The organism is Bacillus sp. C-3-6 (assembly GCF_054509685.1).
Genome location: NZ_JBSSBE010000002.1, coordinates 115279 through 128212 on the forward strand (window position 1 = coordinate 115279; position 12934 = coordinate 128212).

At 31.8% G+C, this 12934-nt stretch carries 9 protein-coding genes and 2 pseudogenes; 2 read left to right on the forward strand and 9 right to left on the reverse strand.

The window, feature by feature from the left end:
• Positions 1-15: 15 nt before the first annotated feature.
• From ACW0JX_RS27375 to ACW0JX_RS27400, 6 genes are all read right to left on the reverse strand, one after another.
• Positions 16-1989, reverse strand: a complete 1974-nt coding sequence (locus ACW0JX_RS27375) for an FtsX-like permease family protein (RefSeq protein ID WP_459245935.1) — start codon at positions 1987-1989, stop codon at positions 16-18.
• On the reverse strand, positions 1964-2734 hold the full coding sequence (locus tag ACW0JX_RS27380) for an ABC transporter ATP-binding protein (RefSeq protein WP_065706018.1): 771 nt from the start codon (positions 2732-2734) through the stop codon (positions 1964-1966). The genes ACW0JX_RS27375 and ACW0JX_RS27380 overlap by 26 nt, the downstream gene beginning before the upstream one ends.
• 142 nt (positions 2735-2876) lie before the next feature.
• Complete coding sequence (locus ACW0JX_RS27385) at positions 2877-3863, reverse strand: sensor histidine kinase (RefSeq protein WP_459245936.1); 987 nt, start codon at positions 3861-3863, stop codon at positions 2877-2879.
• On the reverse strand, positions 3863-4567 hold the full coding sequence (locus ACW0JX_RS27390; RefSeq protein ID WP_065705734.1) for a response regulator transcription factor: 705 nt from the start codon (positions 4565-4567) through the stop codon (positions 3863-3865). Before ACW0JX_RS27390 ends, ACW0JX_RS27385 begins: the two co-directional genes overlap by 1 nt.
• Before the next feature lie 271 nt (positions 4568-4838).
• Positions 4839-5789, reverse strand: coding sequence for a class A beta-lactamase (gene bla, locus ACW0JX_RS27395; RefSeq protein WP_459245937.1), 951 nt, complete (start codon positions 5787-5789; stop codon positions 4839-4841).
• A gap of 809 nt (positions 5790-6598) precedes the next feature.
• Positions 6599-7438 (reverse strand): peptidylprolyl isomerase, encoded by an 840-nt coding sequence (locus ACW0JX_RS27400; RefSeq protein WP_213747455.1) that lies wholly within the window; start codon positions 7436-7438, stop codon positions 6599-6601.
• A gap of 673 nt (positions 7439-8111) precedes the next feature.
• Between ACW0JX_RS27400 and blaIII the strand changes: the two genes are divergently transcribed.
• A complete protein-coding gene (blaIII, locus tag ACW0JX_RS27405; RefSeq protein WP_087966404.1) occupies positions 8112-9062 on the forward strand; it encodes a class A beta-lactamase BlaIII in 951 nt (316 codons plus the stop codon).
• 370 nt (positions 9063-9432) lie between these two features.
• On the opposite strand, the pseudogene ACW0JX_RS27410 reads toward blaIII, so the two are convergent.
• Positions 9433-10076: pseudogene (locus tag ACW0JX_RS27410) on the reverse strand (sensor histidine kinase); the annotation flags it as partial.
• Between the two features lie 84 nt (positions 10077-10160).
• On the opposite strand from ACW0JX_RS27410, the pseudogene ACW0JX_RS27415 reads away from it, so the two are divergent.
• Positions 10161-10434: pseudogene (locus tag ACW0JX_RS27415) on the forward strand (HU family DNA-binding protein).
• A gap of 153 nt (positions 10435-10587) precedes the next feature.
• Here ACW0JX_RS27415 and ACW0JX_RS27420 read toward each other — a convergent pair.
• Together ACW0JX_RS27420 and ACW0JX_RS27425 are read right to left on the reverse strand one after the other, a co-directional pair.
• Positions 10588-11274, reverse strand: coding sequence for an ABC transporter ATP-binding protein (locus ACW0JX_RS27420; protein ID WP_087952327.1), 687 nt, complete (start codon positions 11272-11274; stop codon positions 10588-10590).
• A gap of 11 nt (positions 11275-11285) precedes the next feature.
• Positions 11286-12707, reverse strand: a complete 1422-nt coding sequence (locus ACW0JX_RS27425) for an FtsX-like permease family protein (protein ID WP_459245938.1) — start codon at positions 12705-12707, stop codon at positions 11286-11288.
• Positions 12708-12934: the final 227 nt, after the last annotated feature.

Genomic DNA, 12934 nt, shown 5'->3' on the forward strand with positions numbered 1-12934 from the left:
TTAATTATATTTAAATTAAAAAATCGTTTTATACATTTTTTTCAAGTATTGAGATCGAACAAAGTAAAAGTATATAATTTGCAAAACTAAAAAACAAACCAATACTATAACGGAACTACCAAAGACTGAAAAATCAGCTAACTTTTGCAAGGCCATAAAAGCTACGGCACTATGGATAATTGCTATTACAATGGGTAAAAAGAATAGTAATGCCAGTTGACGTGACACAATTTTCTTTAATTCCGGTTTACTTAAACCAACTTTTGCTATCATTTTATACTGCTGCTGATTTTGTTCTAAGTCTGTGTATAATCGGAAATATAAAAAGCTTGCAGCAAACGTAAAGAAAACAATGCCTATTAATACACTCATGATAGATGCAAGTCCAAAACTTTGCTTCATCACTATCCATTCAAGAATTAAAGTCGAAAATGTATATTTTCCGTTGTCTACTATATCCTCAATTTTACTTGTATTATCTTTCTGAAAAGCAGCTAAAAGATTTTCCGCAACTTTTTTTGTTTTCTCCCAATCTTTCACAATAAAACCATTAATAGTGGTTTCAAAAAAGTGATTCTCTGGATCTACTATCATTTGATTATATACAACGTCTGGTACAATAATTATCGTTACCATTGTATCTTGTAATTCTTTCGGAGTAAGTATTTTATTTACATGCATATCTTTTTTCATATCTCTATACAACAATTGAAAGTTACTTTGATTCAATTTTGTATTAGCAACTTTTCTTGAAGGTATGACAAGGCTATCATTTTCATTTTTTAGACTTTCTTTTTTAAAACCAAATACCTTAGCTAACTTATTATAATCACTTAATTTTATAACGGTTGATAATATATTATTGTTATAGAGAGTATCACGACTTTGTTTTGTTGAATAAGCTACTTGATGGAATTTAAACCTACCATTATTGAGTTCGCTTTCTATTTTTTTTAGATGCTCTTTTTCTAAGGGGTTATTATTATAAGACTTATAAGAAAATGCAAAGGGACTATTCGATTCAGCCATAGATGAGTTACCTAATCCCATACAAGTCCCCACTGCTGTGAAGGCAACGGCAGATATAATAGTGACCATAAAAAACATTTTTGCATTATCTTTTAATTGATACATTAAATCTGAAATGGTGAGTATGTTTGTTTTCTTAAAGAAAATATTTTCCCTTTTCTTTAATGCACGTAACACATACACACTGAGCTGTGTAAATAAGAAGTACGTTCCAAGTACAACAAGGCTCACCCCTGTCGCCATCATGAATAATACATATTTCACATCCTTGTAATGAATTGCATTAACACTATGGAAAACAGCCGTATATCCTAATCCCATACAAATTAGTGCGAAAAAAGATAGCCAAAGGGATGCTTTGGGTTCAGGTTTTGGCTTTTCTTCTGCTTTTATTAATTCCACTAATTGCTCTACATTTACTAATCGAGAAGTGAAAAGTGAAATAAATAAAAATAATAAGAAGAAAGCTCCAAATGTTATTCCAATTGCTTTAAAGGGCATGTAAAATGGGAGTCCTTTATCAATCATTAACAGATGGTTGCTCATAATTAAGATGAACTTAGAGAACGCCATTCCAATTGTAATTCCTGTTAAAATCGAACCGATACCAATTATTATATTTTCAATAAATACTAATCTGTTCAACTGTGAACGTGACATCCCATGTAGCATTAGAATTCCAAAATCTTTTTTTCTTGTTTTTAAAAATGCACTTACAGAATATAGGATAAAAAAGAATGAGAAGAAAAATATTAACCCCTGCGATATCTGTAATCCTGACTTTGCGAATGTATTGATTGTTACACTGCTGGCAGCAAGATTGCCTTGTAAATTAGGATGAAATGCAAGTAATGCATAAGTGAAGAAAATCATAATAGCAAACGTACTACTTAAAAAATGAGCCAAATATGTTCGTTTACTTCGAATGACGTTATTAAATGCGAATTGTCGAAAAGTCATTTGCATTTCCTCCTAATAATGCTAAAACCTCTAGAATTTTTTGATAGAATACTTTTCGATTATCTCCACAATAAATCTCATTGTATAACTGTCCATCTTTAATAAACACAATGCGATCACAATAACTTGCAGCCATTGCATCATGTGTCACTAACATCATCGTTGTGCTATTTTCTTTATTAAGCTTTGTCAATAATTCCATCACATCACTAGCAGATTTTGAATCCAGATTTCCTGTAGGCTCATCCGCAAGTAACAATTTCGGATTATGAATAGTGGCACGTGCGATTGCAGTTCTTTGTGCCTGCCCACCAGAAATTTCATACGTACGTTTATCTAATATTTCAGTTATCCCTAGTTTTTTAGCAATAGCTTCTACTTTCCCTTCCATTTCTCTAGGACTGACACCATCAAGCGTAAGTGGAAGAACAATATTTTCTTTCACTGTCAATGTATTAAGGAGATTAAATGATTGAAAAACAAACCCTAATTCACGTCTTCGAAATAAAGACAGCTGATTTGGAGATAACAGATACGGATTTTCTCCATGAATTAATACTTCTCCTGATGTTGGAGCATCTATAGTAGACACCATATTTAATAGCGTTGTTTTACCACTCCCAGATGGTCCCATAATTCCTACAAATTCACCTTTGTTTATTTTTAAATCAATATGGGATAATGCTGTATAAGAAATTTTCCCAGGATAAACCTTCCCTAAATCTGAAACATGTAGTATCTCCACAAGTATTTCACCTTCCATTTCTCTTTTCGATACATGAAGTGTAACCTATATATAGTATGTCTCATATCGATTTCCCTAACAGTTATCTAACAAGTTTGTAAGATTCAAAAGAAAAACCGATGAAAAGTATACCTTTCATCGGTTAACGAGATGCATACGGAAATATGATTCTAACTTTTGTTCCCTTACCTACCTCAGATTCTAGCTCAATCTTATGATTTAATTTTTCACATACTTCTTTAACAAGATATAATCCCATTCCCGTAGACTCTTTATATTTCCTACCATTTTCTCCAGTATAAAATGGATTGAAAACACGTGGTAAATCAGCAGTAGGAATACCAACCCCATAATCTTTTACTTCCAAAATAATTGCTCGTCCTTTTGAACACGCCGATACTATTACTTTTTCTTTCTTACTTGATGAATATTTAATTGCATTTGACAGTACTTGATTGAGTATAAATCGAAACCATTTCTTATCTGTTTCTACAATAAGATTCGGATCTACTTTTACCTCTGGATATACATAACTACGTATAAATAGACGTTTATTTTCATGAATAGCAGAATCAATCATTTCCAATAACTGCAATCTATCCACATGAAAATCCTGTTCAAATGTTTCTAAACGAGCAACATATAAGACCATTTCTAATCCTTTTTTGATTCTTTCCGTTTCTTCATTAATACTGTCAAATCGAGAGTCATCTGCATCTTGTGTAATTAACTCAATAATAGAAAGAGGTGTTTTCATTTGATGAACCCATTGATTCATAAAAGTCATTTGTTCTTGTTGTTTTCGTTCCCATTTTTTTAATTGGTTTTGATAATATTGATATTGAGTTTGTAGGACTTTATCTAAGGCCATCGATAATGGCGTCAAATCACTATCTTTTATTGACTCATTTAAAGCTTCCATTGGTGTTGATAGACGCTTGTAGAATGAACGGTGACTATAATAACGATATATTAGATAACCCATTAATAAAAAAACACCCAAAAATACAGAATATAATGCTGTCAAAATATGTGGATAACCATCAAACCAATATATAAAAAGGATGATAAGCAATTGGGCAAATGTATAACAAATGAGTGGAATATGTTCTTTTAAAAATAATTTCATTATTCCTTTCCTTCCCTCTTCCAAGTAGCATGCAATCGATATCCAGCACCACGAACTGTCTCTAGTGCGTTTTCAATACCTAAATCTTGCAACTTCCTTCTAATTCTACCTATATTTACACTCAATGTATTCTCGTCTATATATGAACTATCCCATAGTTGTTCTAAAATCACTTCACGTTTTACAAGGAGCGGAGACTTTGTTATCAATATTTCCAATAAAGTTGTTTCCTTTCTAGTAAGTAAAATTTTCTTGTCATTTAGTTGAAGTTCCATTCTTTCTGGGAACAGGAATAATCCTGATTGCTCAACTATTCGTTCTTTTACTTTAGGAGCATATTCACCGTATGCTCTTCTGAGTTGACTACGGATTTTAGACATTACAACTTCATAATAAAAAGGTTTTGTAATGTAGTCATCACCACCATTTTCTAAAGCCATAACTTGATCCATCTCTCCACTCCTTGCAGATAGAAATACAATTGGACAAGTAGAAATAGCTCGTATTTGACGACACCAATAATAGCCGTCAAAATTAGGTAAATTTACATCTAATAGCACTAGATCTGGTTTTATCTCTTGAAATATTTCTAAGATATTTTCAAAATCCTCTATAATAACACTTTGGTATCCATATTTTTTTATATGAGTTCCCAGTAATTCAGCAATTTTCATATCATCTTCTACAATCATGATTGTATTCATTTTGTACTCTCCTTTAATTTAGGTGTAATTTTTATAGTTCGTTTAGCGTTTTATGTTTTATTTATTTAAAAAAGATGATATCTTACATACCTCCTCAAATGCAATGAGTATCCAATAAAGCGTATATTTGTTGTTACTTAATTAATAAATTCAATAGGGATTGTTTCTATCTTTTTTCTTCACTTAAGTCGATTCTTTTTAAAATACACAAAAAGACCGTCACAGTATTGTGACGGAAAAAAGGGGAAATTTTAATAACTAATTACTATTTTCATTTATTTGTCGCTTTTAAAGCATCTAACACTATCTTGGTTGCTTCTGCAATAAGCTTATCATCGTATTTAGCATCCTCTTTATCATGATTAGAAAGTATCGCAAGAACAATTGGCTTTTTATTTGGTGGCCAAATAATTGCGATATCATTTCTGGTTCCATAAGATCCTGAGCCAGTCTTATCAGCTACTTCCCATCCTCCTGGAACTCCAGCACGAATTAAGTTGTCTCCCGTAGTGTTCCTTTTCATCCAATCTATTAATAAATCCCGTTTCTCAGTTGAAAGTACATCTCCTAGTGCAAAAGCCTGAAGGCTAGTAGCTAATGCCTTTGGGGTACTAGTATCATGTACGTCTCCTGGATGCACTTCGTTTAATTCTGGTTCAAAACGTTCAGGATTCGTAACTGTATCTCCTATTTCTCTCAATGATTTTTTGAATTCACTAGGTCCACCTAATTGTTTAAGAATAAGATTTTGTGCAGTATTATCACTATACCTAAGGGAAGCATCTGCAAGCTCTTTTAGAGTCATACCTGTATCAACATACTTTTCTGTAATTGGATTGTAATTAACAAGATCTTCACGAGTATACAAAACTCTTTGATTTAGATCTTCTGTTGATTTCTTTTGTAAAAGTACTCCCACTGCTAAAGCTTTGTGGGTAGATGCGTATGCAAACCGTTTATCTGATTGATACGTAACGGTTTGATTCGTATCAGTGTCCAATGCATAAATACCGAGTTTAGCATCAAATTCTTTTTCAAGCTTAGCAAAAGAATTATTACCAGTAGTTTCTTGTTTAATTGGATTTGTTTGTTTCGTTTGTTTAGGTGATTCAGATTGAGTATTACCATCAGAACAGCCTATAAGCGTTGCACATGAAAGAAATACTACAGGTACCATCTTTTTGTAATGTAAAATGTTAAAAAACTTGTTTAAGACTATCATACATTTTCAACCTCTTTCAAGAATATATGGTTTTTCTAGGTGTTATAAATATCGATACAATTAAAGAGGATATCGGATATCACTCTTCTTGCATCTCACTTTTCATAAAATGAGCGAACTATCATGAACACCTGTTTTATACGTATACTTAATTGACAACCTAAGTAATAAGTTTGTTCCATACATTTAACAGTATTTTAAATCAACAACAAAGCTATTAACAAAAAATAACAACTATGATAGCTTTCATTTCCCATTTCAAATCAGGTTTTATTCAATTCCTTCTAGTAGCAATCACCATACATCATCATCAAACTAAGTTTTTTAAGTACCCTCTAAATAAAAATTTTCTTTCTCTACAATTAGTTATTTTGAGAAAGAAGGTCCTTTTTTTATTTTGGGGATGTTTACTTTTCTTAAATTGATGAGCATGTGGTGCTACCCCATCGCTATCAAGCTAAAGATTTTGAACCACCCCAAAACGAAAATTTGACCCTTTTACAGTTATTTATACAATTCGGCTCATTTTTTTCGTTTTGGTGAGCAATTAATTTCTTAAGTTGATGGCGATGAGGTACTACATAATTTTAGATTAATAACAATCTGGCGGGAGTCCTTATTTAACATAAATATGACAATAACATAGTTAGTTTTTATAAAAAGAAATAATTAAGATATAAGATGATATAATAAAAATGAAATGAACACCCCTACTTATTTTTAAGGCAAGTAAGTAGATTTTATTTCATTAGTTTAAAGCTATGTACAAAAAAAATAACCCCTAGGGGTTATTTTTTTTGTACATAGCTTTATTTTTCAAATTCTTTAAAAGTATCTTTTAAATCCTTATCTGTTATTTTTATATCTGCTTTCTTGAATAAATCTTTAAAGAATTGTTGTTGCCATTGTTGATCTTGTGAACGCTTCTGTTCTAGTTCCTTACGAATATTATCTTTTTCTTGATCAAAAGGTTTTAACTCTTTTTTCTCTGTTAATTTAATAATATGGTAACCATGAGAAGATTTTATTGGATCACTTACTTGTCCAGCTTCTAATTTATAAGCAGCTTCTTCAAATTTAGAATCCATTTCACCTGGACCAAACTCAGGCAATTCTCCACCTTTTTCTTTTGAACCAGGATCTTCTGAATATTGTTTTGCTAATGCTGCAAAATCTTCTCCATTATTTAATTTTTCTTTTATTTCTTCCGCTGTTTTTTCATCTTTTACTAAAATATGACTTGCCTTTAATTTTGGTTTATAGTAATCTTTCATTTCCTTTTCCGTAACTGAAGCTTTAACAGCTTTTTCAAAGGCTATTTGCGTTTTTATTTTTGTTTTAAGATCATCTTCATCTTTAGCACCAGCTTGTGTTAAATAGGCTTTAAAATTATCGCCCATTTGTTTTTTTAATTCTTCAACTTTTTTCTTTGCTTCATCATCTGAAACTTTATATTTATCTAATAAAATCTTGTCTAACATTACTTGTTGTAAAACAGGTTTTCCTGCTGTTTCTTTTAACTTTTTATTAAATTCTTCTTGTGTCAAATTTCCTGATTTCGATGTAACAAGATTATCAGAATTACCACATGCAGATAATAATAAAATACTGCTCATTGCAGCACCTATAAAAATATGTCGTTTATTCAATGTATTATACCTCATTCTATAAATTGATTTATAGTCTAGTATATTTTATTTCCTTAATAAAACAAAATTTTTATAAGAAAAAGTTTTTGTTTATTTCCATTAAAAATGTAATATAGATTCACTAAAAACAAAGGTATTCACCCTGCTTTTAAGTATAAGCTAATAGCTGGATTAAGGTCTAACAAAGGGATTATGCCTTTTCCGCAGGCTTAAAACTCCAAAGTAAACTTTTGGCTAAAAATTTACTTTCATTTTATTTAAACATCAAGTTCTTCCTCAAATTAAAGTGGAACAATTTTATTACTTAGATTGTCTATTAAATGTGTTCCTAAAATTAGATGTTCAATTTAGATATAATAAATCACGTTTGAAATCTATTTTTAAGTATTACAAAAATATGAAAGGACTTTTTATTTTGAAAAGGAAAAGAATGCAAAAGAAGGATGAGTATTTAAGAGATACAAGCTTAATCCTTTTACAGGTAAAGCATTGCAAGTGAGATTGAAGAAGGAATAACTTAAACAATAGCTTATCAATCATATAAACATCTTGCATGTGCTTTAAGCTATAAAGTTTTAGCTGTAGAAGTATTGTTACCCCATATTCTCTTTACTTACATCAGTATGAAAAACCTAGGAAAAAACCATATATTCTTGAAAGAGGTTGAAAATTTATGTTCATATTAAGCAAGTTCTTTAACATTACACATTACAAAAAAATTGTATCTGTCGTATTACTTTCATGTGTAACACTAATAGGCTGTTCCAATAGTAATACTCCATCTGAATCACCTAAACAAACGAAACAAACAAATCCAATTAAACAAGAAAATACTGGTGATAATTCTTTTGCTAAACTTGAAAAAGAATATGATGCCAAGCTTGGTATTTATGCACTGGATACTGGTACGAATCAAACTGTTTCTTATCAATCAGATGATCGTTTTGCATTTGCCTCTACATCTAAATCATTAGCAGTGGGCGCTCTTTTACGTCAGAATTCAATAGAAGCTCTTGATGAAAGGATTACGTATACGCGTGAAGACCTTTCTAATTATAATCCAATTACTGAAAAGCATGTGGATACAGGGATGACATTAAAAGAACTTGCAGATGCTTCTGTTCGATATAGTGACAGTACAGCACATAATTTAATTCTTAAAAAGTTAGGTGGTCCATCTGCATTTGAAAAAATCTTGAGGGAAATTGGTGATACTGTTACTAATTCCGAGCGATTTGAACCTGAATTAAATGAAGTAAATCCAGGAGAAACACATGATACGAGTACACCAAAAGCAATCGCTAAGACACTTCAGTCTTTTACATTAGGAACTGTACTACCATCTGAGAAACGTGAACTATTAGTAGATTGGATGAAGAGAAATACGACTGGGGATAAATTAATTCGTGCGGGCGTACCAAAAGGATGGGAAGTAGCTGATAAAACAGGTGCAGGTTCTTATGGAACAAGGAATGATATTGCAGTTATTTGGCCACCAAATAAAAAACCAATTGTTCTTGCCATCCTCTCTAATCATGATAAAGAAGATGCTAAATACGATGATAAACTTATTGCAGATGCAACCAAAACCGTTTTAAATATTTTAAAAGCTACAAATAAATAATAATAGTAATACATTAATAATTTTCCATGTTTCCGTCACATTACTGTGACGGTTTTTTTAGGTATGTTACAAAAAATTGACCATTTAATGTTACGGAAGTAATTCAAAAAATTAACCGTTACAACTAAAAAACTTTTCAATTTAGACAGATATTTTTCTTATAGGGGGCACCTCATATACGTACTGACTTAAGAAATTAATTGTTCCCAGACGAAAATAAAACACGCCAAAGCCTCATAAATAACTGTGAAGAGTTATACGTTTCTTTATAGAGGGTTCTCGAAACATTAGCTTAATGTGTTTCTCTATATTTCCATTTTAGAAAAGTTTCTTCTATTTTTTATGCATTAAGAACAATGTTAAAATATGATTATAATAAATGAAAAAAGGTGTAGAACAAAATTCTACACCTTTTTTGTAAATAGAAATAAAACAACACACCATCAACTGTATTATATACTCCATACTCTGCTCCATGAAGTTCTAAGATATTTTTTGAAATGGCAAGTCCAAGTTCTGTTCCCCCTTGCGACCGTTGTCGTGCTGTATCAACCCGGTAAAACGATCCCAAATCTTATCTAATTGCTCTTCTTCAATATGGGCACCTTTATTCTCAATACAAACTTTTATTCGACTGAGCTCATCTATTGTAGAAATAATAATGTCGGATTTTTCTGGCGTGTAACGAATAGCATTCGTGATAAAGTTTGAGATTACTTGTTCCATAAGACGATGATTTGCAATGACTTCCATCGTAGAAAGATGTGTGTGAACATGTAATTGCTTTTTTGCTATCTCCAAAGATAATTGTTCACATATATGCTGGAGAGCATTATCAATATAAAAAACATTCATCTGCATTTTATACGTACCAGACTCAAACTTTGCTAACTCAAGCATATCTATAATCATTATATCCATCTTATCTACTTCTTTTTCCATTGCCTTAAAGTAATAATCTCTCTTATGATCAGCAACACCATCTTTTAAAATAGAAATACAACTTTTTAATATTATATTTATATAAAATTTGCCCTTTCTTGAAAACATACTATACTATAAAATTAAATTAACAAATATTATTTAATGGGGTTCATAATGAATAAAACCGAACTAATTAACCAAGTATCCGAGAAAACATCACTTACTAAAAAAGATGCTACCGCATCTGTACAAGCTATCCTAGATCAAATTACACAATCTCTTCAAAAAGAGGAATCCGTACAAGTTAATTGGATTTGGTACATTTGAAGTACGTGAGCGTTCTGCACGTACTAGGCGCAATCCCCAAACGGGCGAAAAAATGCATATCCCAGGAGGAAAAGTACCTGCATTTAAAGCTGGGAAAGCTTTAAATGAGGCTGTTAAATAAGGAGTAAATTATCTATCTAAAAAGGAATGGAGATTTTTATCTCCATTCCTTTTTAGATTAATCATATATTTTTTCGGAAAATAATTAACTAGTTTTTTATCATTTTCACGATTTCCATACCCTGCAAACTCTTCTAATAATAGAATTTGTTTTTTAGATGCTAGACGCATCTTTTACTGCTAATTTTTTCTTACTTAAATAAACAGCCCGATCCGATTTTTTTGCAACTTCCTGTGAATGCGTCACAACAATTACACATTTATTCTCTTGATGGGCGAGCTCCTGAAATAAATCAATAATATCATTTGCTGTTTCTTCATCAAGATTTCCTGTTGGTTCATCGGCAATCAGTAAATCTACATTGCAAGATAGTGCTCGAGCAATTGCTACACGTTGTTGTTGCCCGCCACTTAGTTGCAAGACATTTCGTTTCGCCTCTACTTCTGTAAGTCCTACCTTCTCTAATAATTCTAATGCTCTTGCTTTTTTAATCTGTACCTTCACACCTGTAATTTCCATGGCTGTTAGTACATTTTGAAGAGCAGTCATATAGGTAATTAAGTTATATGCTTGGAAAATCACGGATACATATTGATTACGGTATCGATCTAAACCAATTTTTCGAATGTCCTTGCCTTTATACAGTACATGACCATTTTTAGGTATATCTAGCCCACAACCTAAGCTAAGCGTTGTGGTTTTACCAGATCCAGATGGCCCTAAAATCGTGTAAAAGTGCCCTTTTTGAAAAGAAAAATTAACATTATCTAGTATCGTTACTTTTTTTCCGTTACTTTCATAATAATAATTTAAGTTTTTAAATTGTAAAATCGTCTCCATATTGGACCTCCTTATTCATCTTTTAAAAGAATTTGTTTTGGATTTAAACGTAGAATAGATAATGCAGGAAGAAGCGTTGCTAATATTGCAATAGCTAGTCCAATTCCCCCCATTTTTCCTAAATCCTCTCCTGTTACACTTACATCAATTTTATCAATTGGATCTTCTTTTTCATTTGGCATCTTACCATTAGCTTCAACTATCATTGATACCCCATTTTTTGACTCATCTTTTTCTTCGCTTGCTGTAGCAATTTCATTAGAGAGTAAATTATTTCCTATTAACTGAGACACTTTAGATCCTGTTGTGACAGATAATCCAAACGCTAATACAGCAACACATACTACTTCTACTACTAACTGGGCCATTAGTTTCCATTTTTTCTCCCCGATGGACAATAAGATACCCATTTCCTTACGACGCCCTTTAATTGATAACATAATGATTAATCCTAAGATAATAGCACCCGCAATAGATACAATATAGATAATCATTTGTGAAGTAGAGGCGATGTTTTCAATTGGGCCAACCATTTGTTTATATACTTCGTCATGTGCATCTAACTTGAATACTTTAAAATCAAGACCTGATTTCTTTGCTTCTTCTTTAAATGCATCAATAAATAATGGGTCTTTTAAAGAATATACCGCTTGAAGTGAAGTAGCATCAGGACTACCTGCTTTTGCCTTCTCGTTCTTTCCCCCCGCGTTCTTTTGAGCAGCTTTATAGGTAGTATATATGTTGTTAGCTGGTTCTAACATAGCGTCACCCAAATTAGCTAAAATCCCTTCCAATTTTCGACTTGTTTCATAAATCCCAATAATCTCGTATTCCAGTGTAGTTTTGGAATCACTTCCTTTTACTTTAATTTTATCTCCGACTTTTAGGTTGTTTTCAACGGCTAATCTTTTTTCAATAACAGCAACATCTTTATCGACTACATCCTTTGTAATTGGTTTGCCATCCACCATTTTACTTTCTCCACTTTTAAATGTGTCCAGTAAACTCATTTCTCTAACACCATATATACTTAGGGTCGGAATGTCTCCTTCTCCTGCCATCTTAGTAAATGAAGAATTGTTCTCTTTATTAGCTGGTTCAATATGTTTAAATCCATCGGAAGTACCATTACTTGTGAACAAGTAATTATAATTTTTAACATACTTTGATTTTGCTAATTTACCGGCTAATTGGTCAGTAAGAGGAGTAAATTTATCTCCCTGCCCACTCTCTAGTAGCTTCATTACATCAGGAGCTAGATCAACCTCTGCCCCCAATTTTTTTCTCGCAGCATCCGCTGCTTTTTGAGTTGCGTTTTGGACTGTGAAGCCTGCTAATACTAAATTGACAACAATTAAGAAAACTGCCATCAAAATAAATGTTGTTCCTTTTCGTTGTTTCATACTGAGAATTGCTCGTTTTATAAAATTCATTATTTCAACCTCCTTGATACCTTGTATTCTATATAGGCTATCTAAAGTCTATATGAAGATATTCAGTAGTTTATCTGGAGTTTATTTGGAGTTATTCATTGACCTGGTCAACAAAAGTTGGAACACAAATTAGCATATGCAATCGATTTTTAATAGTGGTAAGGATTCAGTCCATTTAATGTGGAATGAGGACAAACGGAATGATAGTACATATAAATAAATTCAGT

What these genes read in the sequence shown, in the direction of transcription:
- ACW0JX_RS27375 (WP_459245935.1), bottom strand. Translation starts at nt 1,989, where the DNA reads ATGACTTTTCGACAATTCGCATTTAATAACGTCATTCGAAGTAAACGA.
- ACW0JX_RS27385 (WP_459245936.1), bottom strand. Translation starts at nt 3,863, where the DNA reads ATGAAATTATTTTTAAAAGAACATATTCCACTCATTTGTTATACATTT.
- ACW0JX_RS27390 (WP_065705734.1), bottom strand. Translation starts at nt 4,567, where the DNA reads ATGAATACAATCATGATTGTAGAAGATGATATGAAAATTGCTGAATTA.
- bla (WP_459245937.1), bottom strand. Translation starts at nt 5,789, where the DNA reads ATGATAGTCTTAAACAAGTTTTTTAACATTTTACATTACAAAAAGATG.
- blaIII (WP_087966404.1), top strand. Translation starts at nt 8,112, where the DNA reads ATGTTCATATTAAGCAAGTTCTTTAACATTACACATTACAAAAAAATT.
- ACW0JX_RS27420 (WP_087952327.1), bottom strand. Translation starts at nt 11,274, where the DNA reads ATGGAGACGATTTTACAATTTAAAAACTTAAATTATTATTATGAAAGT.
- ACW0JX_RS27425 (WP_459245938.1), bottom strand. Translation starts at nt 12,707, where the DNA reads ATGAATTTTATAAAACGAGCAATTCTCAGTATGAAACAACGAAAAGGA.